Source organism: Brevibacillus fluminis (assembly GCF_003710825.1).
GTDB classification, from domain to species: Bacteria; Bacillota; Bacilli; order Brevibacillales; family Brevibacillaceae; genus Brevibacillus_D; species Brevibacillus_D fluminis.
This window is the reverse complement of sequence record NZ_RHHQ01000011.1, coordinates 55,666-70,861: the sequence shown is the minus strand read 5'-3', so window position 1 is coordinate 70,861 and position 15,196 is coordinate 55,666. Positions and strand designations below refer to the sequence as shown.

General features: G+C 44.1%; 13 protein-coding genes. 2 read left to right on the top strand and 11 right to left on the bottom strand.

Translation table 11 applies throughout. The features are described from left to right. Positions 1 to 105 precede the first annotated feature (105 nt). From EDM56_RS13935 to EDM56_RS13910, 5 genes are all read right to left on the bottom strand, one after another. Positions 106 to 432, bottom strand: coding sequence for a DUF3870 domain-containing protein (locus EDM56_RS13935; RefSeq protein ID WP_122918513.1), 327 nt, complete (start codon positions 430 to 432; stop codon positions 106 to 108). Between the two features lie 156 nt (positions 433 to 588). Further along, positions 589 to 3,447, bottom strand: a complete 2,859-nt coding sequence (locus tag EDM56_RS13930; RefSeq protein ID WP_122918512.1) for a PAS domain S-box protein — start codon at positions 3,445 to 3,447, stop codon at positions 589 to 591. Between the two features lie 468 nt (positions 3,448 to 3,915). Continuing rightward, positions 3,916 to 4,551, bottom strand: coding sequence for a hypothetical protein (locus EDM56_RS13920; RefSeq protein WP_122918511.1), 636 nt, complete (start codon positions 4,549 to 4,551; stop codon positions 3,916 to 3,918). A 4-nt stretch (positions 4,552 to 4,555) separates the two neighbouring features. Further along, positions 4,556 to 5,452 (bottom strand): S8 family peptidase, encoded by an 897-nt coding sequence (locus EDM56_RS13915; RefSeq protein WP_183192430.1) that lies wholly within the window; start codon positions 5,450 to 5,452, stop codon positions 4,556 to 4,558. Positions 5,453 to 5,552: 100 nt separating this feature from the next. Beyond that, positions 5,553 to 6,569 (bottom strand): hypothetical protein, encoded by a 1,017-nt coding sequence (locus EDM56_RS13910; protein ID WP_122918509.1) that lies wholly within the window; start codon positions 6,567 to 6,569, stop codon positions 5,553 to 5,555. 881 nt (positions 6,570 to 7,450) lie between these two features. Here EDM56_RS13910 and EDM56_RS13900 point away from each other — a divergent pair. Beyond that, positions 7,451 to 7,870, top strand: a complete 420-nt coding sequence (locus EDM56_RS13900; protein ID WP_122918508.1) for a hypothetical protein — start codon at positions 7,451 to 7,453, stop codon at positions 7,868 to 7,870. A 304-nt stretch (positions 7,871 to 8,174) separates the two neighbouring features. Here EDM56_RS13900 and EDM56_RS13895 read toward each other — a convergent pair whose 3' ends face one another. The 6 genes from EDM56_RS13895 to EDM56_RS13870 all read right to left on the bottom strand — a co-directional run bounded on the left by EDM56_RS13895 (position 8,175) and on the right by EDM56_RS13870 (position 14,251). Beyond that, positions 8,175 to 8,933, bottom strand: a complete 759-nt coding sequence (locus tag EDM56_RS13895; protein WP_122918507.1) for a Rossmann-fold NAD(P)-binding domain-containing protein — start codon at positions 8,931 to 8,933, stop codon at positions 8,175 to 8,177. Positions 8,934 to 8,969: 36 nt separating this feature from the next. Next, entirely contained in the window at positions 8,970 to 10,439 is a 1,470-nt protein-coding gene (locus tag EDM56_RS13890; RefSeq protein WP_246009382.1) for a multicopper oxidase family protein, read from the bottom strand. Next, the gene (locus EDM56_RS13885) at positions 10,436 to 11,917 is read right to left on the bottom strand and encodes a DHA2 family efflux MFS transporter permease subunit (protein ID WP_122918505.1); all 1,482 of its coding nucleotides are present in this window, start codon (positions 11,915 to 11,917) and stop codon (positions 10,436 to 10,438) included. Before EDM56_RS13885 ends, EDM56_RS13890 begins: the two co-directional genes overlap by 4 nt. Before the next feature lie 62 nt (positions 11,918 to 11,979). Next, the gene (locus EDM56_RS13880; RefSeq protein ID WP_122918504.1) at positions 11,980 to 12,570 is read right to left on the bottom strand and encodes an NAD(P)H-dependent oxidoreductase; all 591 of its coding nucleotides are present in this window, start codon (positions 12,568 to 12,570) and stop codon (positions 11,980 to 11,982) included. Between the two features lie 51 nt (positions 12,571 to 12,621). After that, a complete protein-coding gene (locus EDM56_RS13875; protein ID WP_246009381.1) occupies positions 12,622 to 13,584 on the bottom strand; it encodes an SDR family NAD(P)-dependent oxidoreductase in 963 nt (320 codons plus the stop codon). Positions 13,585 to 13,729: 145 nt separating this feature from the next. Beyond that, positions 13,730 to 14,251, bottom strand: coding sequence for a TetR/AcrR family transcriptional regulator (locus EDM56_RS13870; RefSeq protein WP_122918503.1), 522 nt, complete (start codon positions 14,249 to 14,251; stop codon positions 13,730 to 13,732). A 214-nt stretch (positions 14,252 to 14,465) separates the two neighbouring features. Between EDM56_RS13870 and EDM56_RS13865 the strand changes: the two genes are divergently transcribed. After that, positions 14,466 to 14,912, top strand: coding sequence for a hypothetical protein (locus tag EDM56_RS13865; protein ID WP_148040388.1), 447 nt, complete (start codon positions 14,466 to 14,468; stop codon positions 14,910 to 14,912). The last annotated feature ends 284 nt before the right edge of the window (positions 14,913 to 15,196 follow it).

The following is a 15,196-nucleotide window of genomic DNA, read 5'->3' as shown; positions in this document are numbered from 1 at the left end:
GACCATGCCAGAAATCAGAATGATTCCTGAGAGTCTTTGCTTAAGCTCGGTTCTGATGAGATCATGGAAAGAGGTTGTCTTCCCACTTCAACATAACCAATGTTATTATTTTTTCTTGTCCAAGAAATCCCAGTAGCGCTGTACTGCCGACTGAAGCGCTACGATGATCGCCTGTTGAGATGGTGCAAAGTAATGGTCTTGGATCCGTTTGATCAGCGGCTCCAAGCCTTTGTCCAGCTCATACCCGACAACAAGTCTTTCAAAGAAATCCTTGGTCAAGCCGGCGACAAACGTAAATTCCACGCCAACAATCCGATGCGTCTCCATATGAACTTCCAAAACGATGCCAGCGTGCTTATACACTTCATACATCGAAGTACCTTGAGGTGCTTTGGAGTAGCCTGTGACTAGAACGGTTTGTAATACTTCCATAGGCGATGTTCCTTCGACAGTATTTTCTTGAGAGTGAAGCGCTTTTATTGTTTTTTATTATAAATTCGGTGTTATTTTTTTGTCAATTAAGAAATTTTAATTTCTTTGTAGTCTGATATCTGGCGGACTGCCTGTTTCAGGCAAATCGGTACTCCCCTACCCAATCGGCAACATGATTTCGACGGTTGTTCCTCTATTCTTTTGACTATTGATCTTCATTCTTCCCTGATGAGCCTGTACAATTTTATAACTGATCATCAAGCCTAAACCCGTTCCCTTTTCTTTTGTTGTATAAAAAGGCTCACCCAACTTTTGTATACGGTCTTCTGCAATACCATCTCCTTGATCGATGAATCGAATCGAGACTGCATCTTGCTGCTGCTGAAGTTCAATCTTGATTTGCCCCCCGTTTGGCATGGCTTCAATTGAATTTTTAAGAATATTGATGAAGACCTGTTTTAATTGATTTTCTTCACAGTTAACAATGGGGAATGTACGCTCAAACTCGAATGCAATTTGGACATCATTCATGATGGCCTCTGTATTTAGCAATTCGACGACCTGATTCAAGAGAGCTGTCAGTTCTCTAGGCTGAAAATTGATCGCCTGTGGTTTAGCCAGTACCAAAAATTCGTTCACAACCGATTGGATCCGGTCTAATTCAGATAAAATCATCTCAAAATATTCTTCTTTGTAATTGCCTTCCTTAATAAACTGAATGAACCCTTTAATGGAGGTCAATGGATTCCTGATTTCATGGGCAACGCCTGCTGCCAATTGCCCCACCACCGATAACTTTTCGGATTTGCGCAAGAGCTCTTCCGTTCTCTTCAACTCCGTAATATCGCGACTGATGACCACGAGTCCTTTCCGACGTCCATCCGAATCAAACAAGGGGACTTTACTGACATCAAACACCTTGGACTCTCCATTGGGCTGCGGGATCATTTCTTCCAACCGGACGGCACTGCCTTTTTCCCAGACTTGGTTATCCGACTCTTCACACTGCAGCAGTGCGGTGCGGAAAAACGGGTTTATCGCTGCCAGTTCACTGTCGCATTTTCCTTGAAAAGGGGCATTTTCCAGCTGAAATGTACTCAAGCAGCAATCATTCGCTTCAATCCATCGCCCTTCGCCATCCTTGAAGCACACCGAATCAGGCATAGCATTAATCAAGGTGCGCAATTGCTTTTCTTTTTCTGTTAGTGCTTCTTCCATTCGCTTGCGATCTGTAATATCTCGCTGAATTGCAACAAAAGCGATCACACTCCCCTTCGTATCTGAGAGCGGTGACACGAACGTACTGACATCCAGCAAACTTCCATCTCTGCGCTGTCTTACTGTCTCATACGAGGCAACGTGTCGGCTGTTGAGGATTTCCTGCTGAAGTCTGCTGAAGTCATCGAGCAGAAACTCGGGAATAGTGGGCAATTCCCCACCGATGACTTCCTGCTCCGCCCAACCAAACATGTTCTCAAAGGTTCGATTCACTTTAATTACCTTGAAATTCAGGTCCAACACAACAATCGAATCGACTGTGTTTTTGAGATACAAATCCAATTGCTCTTTTGTTGATTTCAGATCTTCCTCGATTTGTTTATGCTTGGTAATGTCTTTCGCAATTCCGTAAACCCCGATGATTTCGTTTCGATTAAACATCGGAAAAATCGTAATGCTAACATCGATGGCATGTCCATTTTTATGTACAACAGCGATTTCAAATTCCTGCGGCTTACCCATTTTCACATTTGCAAAGTGGCTTACTCTTTTATCGCCAGACTCTGGAAAAATAAGTGACTGAATGTTGAGATTCCGAAGACCTTCAATCGTATAGCCAAGTAATCTCTCGGCAGCTGGATTGGCTTCGAATATATGTCCCTCCAGGTCAAAACAGATGATGGCGGAAGGATTATCTTCAAAAAGGGACTTGTAAAAAGCATCGCTCTTGATGCATGGTTTGCCAGCGGTTTGCTCCATAGCAATATCACCTGATTTCGATTCGACTTCTTTTGCATGAGGTGGGGATATCGGTGTTTTTTCGGTCAGAACGTGCTGTAGAACTTTCGGAGGAGTAACGTAAACGATCCCCCCTATCGGATTCCCGCCGTAAATAAAGGGACTAAGTTCAAAACGCCAGATTCCTTTGCGATGTTCAACTTCCCATTGCACTCTTGCCGTCAAAGGAAACGAGATAGGCGGAGCGCCCACTAATAAATGATTTGCATCAATCCAACCTTCCCTATATAGCAAAGGGGATGCATGGATCACCTTGCCTCCACGGTCCAATACCAAGAAAGGAGTTTTCGACGAAGATAAAAGGTGAGAGCAGTTTTCCGTAAGTCTAAACCGCTCTTGCTCCAATTGATTGTACAAATAATGTTCTACCGTCTGCGCTGCTGAAATAACCGCAGATAAAGAATGGGGGTGATTCACCCTCCATAAGCCCGTCATATCAATGGCACCCAGTATTTTTTGGGTCGCCGGATCTCGGATTGGTGCAGCAGAGCATGTCCACTTTTGCACTTCTTGGCAAAAATGCTCTCCAGCAAATACTTGTATAGGCGAACCGGTAACGAGGGAAGTCCCGATCGCGTTGGTCCCTGCCTTATTTTCTGCCCAGGAAGATCCCACGACAAAGTTCATATCTTCGGCTTTTAACATTAACGATACATCGCCATCCAAATAAACGATGTCTCCGGAGGAATTGCAAAATGTAATCAAATGACCAGAATCGATAGACTTCTCCATTAACTGCGAAAGCAACGGCTTCAGAATGTGAAAGTGTAGTTCGTTTTGCATATAATCCTCAATCTGTTCCCTGGAAAGACTGATGGAAGCCTTGTTATGCAGCGGATTGATGTTTTGTTCCTGACAACGCTGCCATGACTCGTACATCAAAGAACGGATTGCCGGTTTTGCATTGACTCCGGTAATAAATTGTTCCCACTCTTGTTCAAGCTTTACTCTTTCTAAAGAAAGACTCGCATACGTATCCAGAGCTATCAGTCGATTCATGATCTCATTCCTCCAGATAATAAAGTGGATCACTAATAGTTGTTATAATATTTCTACAATTCGTCCGCTATTCCTTTTGGGTGCTACCAGTTCAACTAACAGATAGCACACTGATACCCCCAGTCTTCAAAACACAATGTGTAGTCGAATTTCCCCATAAAAATGAAAAAAGTCACCTTTTCAGGTGACATCATTGATGTGTATGGCGGAGGTGGGGGGCGATGGAACGGTAGCGCCTCACTGGTTATTGTCATTTTCATAGTAGGTTGCCGCTAAGAACTTCCAATCGGCAAAAAATTTCTGCCAAAGGTTCGGCCGCCTGCGTACCGCCAACGGATGGTACGAAACCGCTGTTTTAACCCCCCTGGGCGAATGCCATTCTTGCCGAAGGTTCATATCTATGGTTATTATAGAGCGTTTTCCTTTTGGATTTTCATTTATTCGATTTCGTATTTGACATTACGTTAATTATTGTTGATAAATAACTTCTCCGTTCTTATCTAGTGCTACAAATTTAGACTTGACTTCATCCCGAGGAGAAGCATAAATAAACTGCTCCTGATCATCCCCGACCTTGATTACATACATACGATCATCAGTTGTAGTAATTTGTATTTCTTTTACCCTCTTATCATTTATATAGCCTGAATAAATGCGAAACGGTTGTTTTATCGTTTCATTTTCTTCTATTAACTCTTTACCGCTACTCATTTGCAATACGACAGCCAAATCTGGACTTTCTGGGGCCTCATTGATCGTGAGAATGATCCAGCCTGTATCTCTAGGGTAAGCCTGTACAAGCCCATAATGCAACTTACCATCAACTTTAAAGTTTATCGTACAAAATATTGTCTTGCTGACCTTTGAATAATTAGTAACCTCAAAATCACTTACCGTATTAGCATTATAATACTTAATCAGTTTTTGATTTATAGGCTCCTCTATACTTTTCTCGTTTCCTGTCTCACCTACAATTGGTGGATTATCAACTGGATATGTCGTATTGTTTATGGATTGGCCAGTTGGTTCTTTGTTTATTACATCGTTATTACTACATCCACTAATAAAAATAAGTGTGGTTACCAAAATTAATTTCTTAATCATACGATCACTCCACATAATTAGTTGCTTTTATTAATGATCCGTTAATATTAGCCATATTTATATAGACTCTACTTTGTTTCCAATTAACTAAACGACGTTTAGACGTTTCTTTTATTAATTTTTCAACCTCACTAGGTGTTAGGCTTGGGTTTATTGCAAGCAACAATGATACCCATGTAGTTACTAATGGAGCAGATAATGATGTTCCATTAAAAGTCTCAATATCATTGTTACTTATCCTATCATTTATTGCATATATTCCTGTTCCTGGGGCAAAAACATCGATAGTATCATTAAAGTTACTTATTGACCACACATCCAGGTTATCATCTAAAGCTCCAACAGAAATTACCCCAGGTATTTCATACGAGGCTGGGTAACTATATTCTTTAGAAGAATCATTACCTGCAGAAGCAACAATTGTAATTCCTCTATTTACAGCTGACTCAATGCTTTTTTTAAAATTAGGACTGTCTTTATAAGTAGACAAGCTAATGTTAATTACTTTAACTCCTATTTGAGACATCTCATCTATAGCTTTTGACAACGTGTCAGTATTTAAAGTATTTGACTGAATATCGAAAGTGTATAGAGTTATTCCTGGAAGCATTCCATTAAAATCCAAGTCTTCGCTCTTTTTAGCCCCAATTATACTAGCAACAGTTGTTCCGTGAGTTTTGTTACCTACTATTACTTGTGAAGAATTGACTTCATTAAGTTTTAGATTCCTTTGCTTTCCGTCAATTCCACTATCAATGATACCGATCTTAACATTATATAACCTATTTTGAGAAATATTAACTTTCAAAGGAAATCCGTTCATAACTTTAAATGCTTCGAGGTTTGGTGTATTTGGAAAACTGAAATCTGTTTCACTTTTGATAGTAAAGAATATAAACAATACTACTATTCCTATTATAAATAGATATTTTGCAATTCTTCTTTGCATTGTATCAGTAATTTAATAGAGGGGATAAAATCTATCCCCTTCTAAAACCCCTTTATAGTTTATATCCGCCGTAATAAATTGGGAGCCCATGATACATAACTTCAATGATACTGAATTCATGCCATATTGTTGAATGCGTTAAAGTTACACTAATACTCCCCGCCACAAAATTATAAGAACCTGTAACCTGAGCGGAAAGTTTCATTGTTGCGTCAGAAAAGGTTTGTGTGTAAAGGTTAGTTGTTTTAGACGCTTTATCATAAGGTCGGCCAACATTTGGATTGTAAGTAACCACTTCCATGATTCCTGAAGAAGAACCAGTAGAATAGGTATAGTAAACAGTTACCGTGTCATCATCTGCTGTACTTGTGTTTTTCTTGTCTAACGTATACTTAATTTGAAGATAGTTTGAGGCATATCCTGCCGCATTATAAAACTTTACATCGTTGCTCGTTCCCCAATTTCCACTAGAACTCGGTAATGTTCCTTGCCCTATGGTGGTAACATTTGATCCCCACGGGCCCGCATAAGGCTGCGATGACGCGTTGGTGACTACTTGATCACTTTCGGAATCTACCTCTTTTACGGTTTCAAATGTTGCTTGCATACTGTCACCACTGGGGAAGGTTATTTCATAGAAACTTTTTGGTTTCCCATTTTTCTTGATATCTTCTTTCACTAATTTTGATAGTAATTCATTTCCTTCAAAATGTGACTTTAATGCGTTTTCGGTTGCTTTTCTGATTGCAGCGGGATCATGTTGTAAAATTTTCTCTCTAAATGACTTTTTGTTTTTACGAATATAATCATCAGAATACTGAACTGCAGCGAAATTACTTACAGCATCAGCATCAACATCAATCGTCCTATTTTCCTTTTTTAACTGATCAAGTGAATCTTGCAATTCTGAATAATATGTAGCATCTTCATCAGACAAACCTTCTTTAAGTAACTTTTTATAATTACTTTGCTTTGCACTTTGTTTTTCAGCTGCTGATATTGGCAAAGATATTGATAATAACAACGCTGGAATTAAAAAGCTTGCAGCTAATCGTTTGAATTTTTTCATGATTCCCTCCGTTTATTTCGTAAAAACTATATAAACAACATACACATCATGCATTTTGTTGATTTTAAGTGAAATACATTTTAATGTGTCCTCACCTAAAAAAAGAAAGTACCTCCCACCTCCTTGGATTAATAGCTGCCAACAAAGTCAAACATTATTTACCCTTGTACACTACCATCCTCCTTTTCAGCTCCATTTAACCCCTTAATTTGGAATAATATTCCTTTATTGTAAGTGAGTCAACGCAGTTTAATATTGTTATAATTTTCAGTTTTGTTGAACGATAATTATAAGTTCAAGCTGACTCCGTTCTTACTTCGCTAGATAGATATTTACATTATTGGAAACAAATTTAAAACATTTCGTTCTGGACCCTATTTTGATCGTTTCAAAAACTACTCCTTTTTCGATTCTGACTAAAAGCCACCTCGCAAAACAATGGCTCCCCATTATGAACAGTCTGCAATCTTAGGTCTTTTACCGTAAGCGGCATGCCCTTTTGGCCCCGCTCGTTGTCGCCATGCAGCAGGTTAGCTCCCTCGCTAGCTTACGGCGAAATTTTCAACAAAAAGCCAGCCTCGGCGAGTGACAGCTTCCTGAGCCGTCGCTTTGCCTTCTGGCTGGCTTTGATTTTGACAAATTTCGAACTGCGGCCGACTGGGCGGAATACCTTGACGATCTCATCCGTCGGTCGGATGTTCTGCTCCTCATAAAAAACTCACCGGTGTCTGGATCAACGAACTGGCTCATAACTTGATCACATAAATACTATTTTACTACACCACATTGCATGTCATTACAATAATTTACAAATTATACATTTACTTTATTTTCAATATATGTTATTTTTTAGTTGTTTCTAAATATTAGGAGGTTTTGAGATGAAAAAGTTTACTGCAACTAGTATTCTAGCTTTAACCCTATTATTAGGAGTATCTTCATCTGCATTTGCTGCTACCTACTCTGATGTCGAGCCTAACAACACCGTTGCCACTGCAAGTCATTTTGCTGCAGCTGATGGGAACCAAATCACGGGAGATTTAAACGGGTCGGATCCTCAAGATTATTACACATTCACGGCTCAAAAAACGCAAAAAATGCGTTTTCAAATATCTTACTCTAAAGCTGGTGGCCAGTTCCTCCGATTAAAAGTTGGTACTAGCGTTACTTCCGAGACAATCGACTATGTAGATGTTAATTTAGTAGCTGGAACTACCTATACCATTAGGATCGATCCATTCGTTACAAATACATCTGTTGGTTCAAGCTACAATGTATATACATACGCTTTGACGAACTAACTAAAATTCACGTAAAAGGTCGCCTTTTCAGGCGACCTTTTACTATTAATGAAATCGATTTAAGAGGAGTTTAAAGAGGAAGATTACAGCAATCAATTGACGACTGCTGAGCTGAAACAGATTATGTTAAACCTAAATGAGAACTGGGCATACATCGAACCAGCTACACAAAAGCAGCTAGTACAATCAATGTTCCGTGAAATTGTCATTGAGAACAACGAAACCAATTGGACGATTAGAAAGTTTCTATCTATATAAATAAAAAAACCGCCAGTCCGGCGGCGTTGGCCTCTATTTTCAGTACTTAAGTGGAGGCGGGGGGAAGAATCTCTTTTGTTCTCGGCACATACCATTGAAGCAGTCTCCGTTTCCAACCGCCAATCTTATCGATGCGAGGGATGCTGTGAACGACCGAACCGGCAAATCCGATCAACTCTTCCTCAGTAATAGCGGGGCCGCCGCAGAGATACCATATTTCCCCGAAAGCCGAATCATTCGAGGCAAGCTCCAATGCGTCTACGGCGGCATCAACTGCGTACAGATACTGTCGCCTAATCTCAGGGCGTAAGAACGACTTGACCGTCTTACCGTTTGCGATTTCTTTGAGCAAATAATGAACGATCGTATTTGTAACTTGCCCCCCGTACAGCTCAGGACTAATCAGACGCATATACCGTGCATTCAATCGTAACGCCTGTTCATTCTCGCCTGAGGGACGATAGACGCCTTCAATCGTGACTACTTTGGCTCCAGTCTTCTCCGAAACCATCTCCACAGCCTCCAGCATCTGTCTAACCTTATCCGGATTCTCGTCATAGGTAAGATAAATGCCGCAAAAAATAACGTCGACTCCATTCGTAGCGGCGGCGAGTAGACCCTCTGAATCTTTGACGTCCCCGAGCACAGTGTGCAGATGTGGGGATTGATCAAGGGTTTCTTCCAACGCTGCAAGTTTGTGTCGCGATCCGGAGTAGGCAACTACATCTACGCCAGCCCTGATTAATCTCTCAACCAGCAGGCAGCCTATTCCCTTACCGACTCTTACAACCATAGCTTTCTTCATCGTGATCACTCCTGGATTCATTTTTGGTTTTCGATTTTATAAATCGGGAAGGTTACCCGACTTGGTTCCCACTCGGTACGGCGTCGTGATTCCCTCATAGTTCAACATCATGGTCATTCCCATCGAGGCATGCCCGAGATTGTGACAGTGTGCCATCCATAAGCCCGGATTGTCGGCCACCAGCTCCACCTCGTAGGATTCTCCTTCTTTCATGAGAAGAGTGTCCAGATAGACTGGGCTGCCCGTGAGTGGAGTGCCGTTTTGGCTGATTACGCGGAGAGTATGACCGTGAATGTGGAACGGATGATCGCCGCCGCCCTCATTAATAAGGGTAATGTGCACACGCTCCCCCTCCTTCACGTTAATAGGAGGGATCTCGTGGAATGAATGTCCATTGATCGTTTTGACGAAGAGGGATTGGCCGAGCCTTAACACGTAACTACGGTCTGGCTTACGTTTAGAGATTGGATCGTCTGGCTGAGGGGTACCGTAATCGACGAACGAAAACATCGCCCCTCCTTCCGTGAGTTCCGGTTCGTTGCCGCTGCCAAGCATAATTGACAAGCCCGTGGCTGATTGGCTTTTTACAATGACCTTCTTCGATTCGGGAAGCCGGATGAGCAGATCGTAGCGTTGGCCTGCTCCAACCGGAATCATTACCCCGCTTAAGTGACCGGGTTCATGCAAATCGCGGCCGTCCATTGCAATCACCTGGAAGGGGGCTCCGTCTACCGAGAAGTTCATCGTTTCATTGTCCCCATTGGTCAGCCTCAGCCGTATTTGTTCACCAGCTTTTCCTGGTACGCTCAAGGCTTTACTACTGCCGTTCAATAACATGCTGGAATCCAAGCGTTGAAAAAGCGCGTTTACCTCCTTCGCGGCGGAAAACGGAGCGGAGGGCTCCCGGGGTTCGACTACGATCGATCCCAAAAGTCCCTTTTTCGCCTGAATCGAGCTCATCTGATGAGAATGGTACCAATAAGTGCCTGGAGCCGATGCGACAAACGTATACGTAAACTGTTCTCCCGGTCGTACGGCGTCCTGCGTCACACCAGCAACGCCATCCTGCGAACATGGAGCATTGATCCCGTGCCAGTGAAGTGTAACCCCTTCGTCAATGTCCTTGTTGCGGAGCGTAACGACGACTCGATCGCCTTCTGTAACACGAATTTCCGGACCCGGCGAAGTGCCGTTGAAGGTCCACGCATCGACCGTCTCGCCGTTGTCCAGTTGAAGGACAGTCCGTGCAGCCGTCAAATCGAACTTCCGGGTCGGTCCCGGTGCCTCTTTGGCTACGAACTTCTCGCAGGAAACGCCTGTCGGAGAATGATCATGCATCCCTAATTGGGAAACGGCACCCGAGCTGTGTTGATGGTGGGCCATATCGATTTCTAGCGGTTTCTGAAGCCGCATTTGCCAAAAATAGACGCTAATCGCGATGCCGATCAAGAGCAGCAGGAGTCCCCCGATGATGCGCTGTCTTGTAGAGCTTATCTTCATAGTCATGGGCGATTACCCTTTTCCCCTATAGTTATTGATTGATTAATAACACCACGTGACAATGAAGGCCGAACAACCGTGAGGACAATGATCGCCCCTATGACGGCGAAGGCGGCTGCCCCGAGGAACACCCAAGCAAATCCACCGGTCAATGCTTGCGGCACGTTCATTCCTCCCTCCAATAAAGCTCTTGTTTTGATCGCCGATAAGGTCGCTAATACGGCAAGCCCGATGGCTCCTCCGATTTGCTGACTCGTATTGACAAGTCCGCTGGCCATCCCCGCTTCGTTGGCACCCACTCCATGGACCGCCAACTCCGTCCCGGCGACGAAAGCTCCTCCCAGCCCGATTCCGATCGCAATGCTAGGTCCAAGCAGATGAACGACAAACGATGCATTGCTCGGCGCCAAAGACAGCCAGATTAATCCTGCGGCGAACAAAAGCAATGAAGCAGCAAGCGTCAGTCGCGTCCCGAGCTTTTGGATTACCACCGGTACGACTCCCGCTATCGCGACAAGCGCTCCCGCTAACGGAAGCTGGGTAAGGCCCGCCTTCATCGCGTCATAATGAAGCACCTGCTGCATATAGACCGACAGCGCGAAGAACAGTCCCGTCGTCGCTCCTCCAATGAGGAACATCACCAGATTGCCACTCAATACTGACTTATTGCGAAATACTTCCAGCGGCACAAGCGGGTTCGAGGCACGGCGTTCAATGAAGACAAACGAGGCAAGCAACATAACCGATACGCCAGCAAGCGACAGTGTCAATGGAGATGTCCAGCCAACTCGTTCAGTTCCCGAGAGCGCAGCAACTAACGCGACAATGCCTGCGGTTACAGCGGCCGCTCCAGGCAAATCCAGACTTGCGCGTTTTCCCGGCTTATCTTTTGTGATGAGAAAGGGTGTCACCGCTATTATCAAAAGACCTACGGGAACATTCACGTAGAACACCGAAGGCCAGCCGAAAGAAGAAGTCAATACTCCTCCCAGCAGCACACCCGCGACGCTGCCAATACCGGCGACCGCCCCCCAGATGCCAAGAGCATTCGCCCGGTCCTGAGGATTCGTGAACAGCCTTGTGACGAGGGCAAGCGCCGCCGGAGCAAGCATCGCGGCCGAACCGCCCTGCACCGCTCTTGCAGTCAATAGCCATGTTCCCGAGCTCGCGAATCCCACAGCTGCCGAAGCGATCACGAATCCGGTAACCCCGATAATGAACAACTGTCGATGTCCGTACCGGTCGGACAGCCTCCCCCCCAGAAGCAGTAGTCCTCCAAACGGCAAAACATAAGCCGTGATCACCCAACTAAGCGTATTTGTATCCAAGTGAAGATCTGCAGCCAAGGATGGAAGCGCGATGTTGACGATGGACGCATCAAGTATGACGAGGAATTGAGCAAGCGCAAGCGCGATGAGCGCCCACCAACGATATTGTGTACCATGCTGTGCTGACGACGACATCTCTTTCTTTTTGGAACTCATGATACATCTCTCCTTTTAATTAGTTATTGATCACTTACTTTTATTCAAATAGAGACTACTCTTCACGTCCGCCTTCTATTTGTCGTCGAAGGACTGTACATCCGTCTCGGAAGCTGAGCGAGCCAATCATTCCGTTCCTCGGTGGTCGAGTCGACGATCGAGTCGAAAACGAGATGACGATTCAATGTAAAACCGCAATATTCGAGTATTGCTTTATCTATCGTAAGATTCATTGCATTCTCAATCCCGTTTGCTTCATATTCCTCCTGGGACTTGTTCTGCGTATGGATAAGTGTCGCCCTCTTACCAGCCAGCAACCTAGTTTGCACCCCATTGACATATTTGTAGGCGAATCCGTACGAAAATACGCGGTCGATATATCCTTTCAGGATTGCTGGCATTCCCGCCCACCATAGCGGATAGATAAACACGACATGATCCGCCCACGATACATAGGTTTGTTCTTGAACGACATCCTCTTCCACTCCACCGAGCATTTCGCTCGGGCCAAGCGCAGGTTGAAAACCGATACTGTACAAATCCCGAACAACAACCTCATGCCCTTCTTGACGGCAGCTTTCCGTCACCGTGTCCAAAATCGCGTGATTAAAGCTCTTTTTTCGAGGATGCGCATAAATGATCAAATGGTTCATTTTCTCTTCCCTCCAAATTCGTTAGTGATCAATCAATTCCTTTGATTCAAATTAAGAACGATTTTTGTTTTGCCATGCCCGAATCGTATCCGTGATTCCTTTCTCGTAGGCCGTTGCCCGCACAGGTCCGATCAACCGCACGTATTTTTCTCCGCTCAAAACAAGCGGTTCTTCGGTCAAATAAAGCATTTCTACTACCTCCTTCATAACTGGCACACCCATGCCGAGCAATGATAGTCCTATTCTGCCGAGCGGAACGACCGGTTTGGCGCTTCCACTAGCCTGCTGGGCGATTCTCACAAACTCCCTTCCCGAAATCTGGCCTGCGCCAGGTATATGCCAATTCTCTCCATAGGTATCATCTCTACCAGCCAGCTCCGTAATCATGAATGCCGCGTCCGGCAAGTACACGAATTCCCGAGGAATACGAAGGTTGCCGATAAAAAATGCCATCTTGCCAGCTGCGATTGCCTCAAGCGTCGAGCCCAGATAAGAAGCCTCGTTCGCCGTGGGACCATAATAATCCGGCAAACGGACGATCATGACCTTGGCCCGGCTCCACCGGCGGTCGAATAGCATTTTCTCGTAGGCAAGCCTTGTCTTTCCTTTTCTTGTATGCGGCTGCTTCGGATGATCCTCGGTCACTCGGTCCATCTGTCTTCTTCCATAAGGATAAATACCGTCGATCGCAACCACCTTCAAGTCGAGCTGGTCAGCCGCCACCATCACTGATTCTCCAAGAGGAATCAGCTTGCGCTCCATCTCATGATAAGGCACGTTCGCGCAATGGAACAGGACATCCGCACCTTCCGCCGCCTTGATGATGTCATTCGGACGAAAAGCATCACCCGTTGCAATCGTAACATTCTCCGGGTTTCCCAGCCTTACTTTAAGTTGTTCCAACTTCTGAACAGATCTCCCAAAGGCAATCACGGGAATCCCACGTTTGGCAAGCTCTTCCAAAATAGCGGCTCCTGTACCGCCAGTTGCTCCAACGACAATCGCTTTTTTCAATGAAATCACCTCATTCAAATTTTGCAATTGATCAATCACTAACATTCATGAAATGAATTTGTGATTGATCAATTACTAACTTGATGACAATGTACCACGCTGTAATCGATTAGTCAATCACAACCTTTTAAAAACTTCCTCTCCTTTAGATCTCCTTCAATTCAGGCATATTCAATGCAATCGAAATGTTGCACAGCATCCCCCGCGCCAGAAAAAGCATCGTACGTTCTTCAGCATTCGGGATATCAGCTGCGTGAAAGGCGTCCAAAACCATACGACGGACTTCCCCGAATCCATTGCGCATCGCTTCCCGGATTGAATCTTCCTGAATCGTCTGCGCCTGCATTTGAAGCAGGATTTCATTCTGGTAGGAATTCAAAATATCCTCATAGGCCCGGATCAAATCGGTCTCCAGCTGTTCGGGCGACGCAGATTCCACCACTTTGCGGAAGGAATCGATCACACGCTTCCATGATACCTCCAGCGCAGCAAGCAACAAGGCTTCTTTTGTTGAGAAAAAACGAAAGATATACGGCTGTGATATTTCGGCCCGTTTCGCAACCTGTGCCGTCGTTGCCCTGTAGTAACCAATCTCTGCAAATACTTCAATTGCCGCAGATATGATCTCCGCTTTACGATTAACAGAGGTCGTCTCGGTTTTTGCCATTGGATTGCCTCCCTCTTATCAAGTTAGTGATTCATCAATTATATACCAGGATTCACTTTGAAACAATTCGACGATGAAGATTCTACGTCAATGAAAAAACACTGCTTTCGTTCGTTGTGTTTTTGTTACAGAGTTACGGTGAAACCAGATGATCCTCTTCACCCTAAAAGGACATGGTAAGACGATAGCCGAGATCATAGAGGTGAAACGTAGGGTGACTGCGACGGTGGCTGGGCACTATCGCTGTGGCCATACTCAAACGCCTAAGAAGAAAGGCCAATCAAAAAACTCTGGTTTACCTCATAGAGAATTTTGCAGTTACCTAAAATACTTTCATCATATTAGTCTAAAAGCAAAACTGCACGACGTCAGCAAGCAGCTCGACTACATCGTTTCGGCTGTCTCCCAAGGCTTTACCCAAGCTTCTTTCCTGGAGAAAATGACGGAATTGGAGGAACAGAAAAACACACTCTCTTTCAGCATCCAAGGGCTGGAAATGGACAACAAAAAAACAGTCATCACGGAGGACATCCTGCGACAACTGTTTGGCATGTTCAAGTCTAATGTAGCTGAGAAAAACATCCCTGAAATTAAGAAGTTCATCGGTAGTTATGTTGAAAAGGTGATCGTCTACAAAGAGCATGTAGATGTTATTTTGTGATTTAAACGATAATTTTGCCGCTAATTTAATCAATTTTTTGCCAGAAAAACACATCATAAACACCCATATTAATGAAAATCCATTATTTTTAAATCAAAGCTTTGCCGAAAAGTGAAAATTCAACTATAAATCTGCCGAAAATGCAACTAACAAACCCATAATATAACTCTCGGCACCTAAAGAATTACGTTGTCTCATACATGGAAATTTGAGCATCGGCTGCCTCGGCAGTCGATTTTTTTTTGTCGAAAAAAATCCCAAAAATCTTTCAGAACGATGTTGTA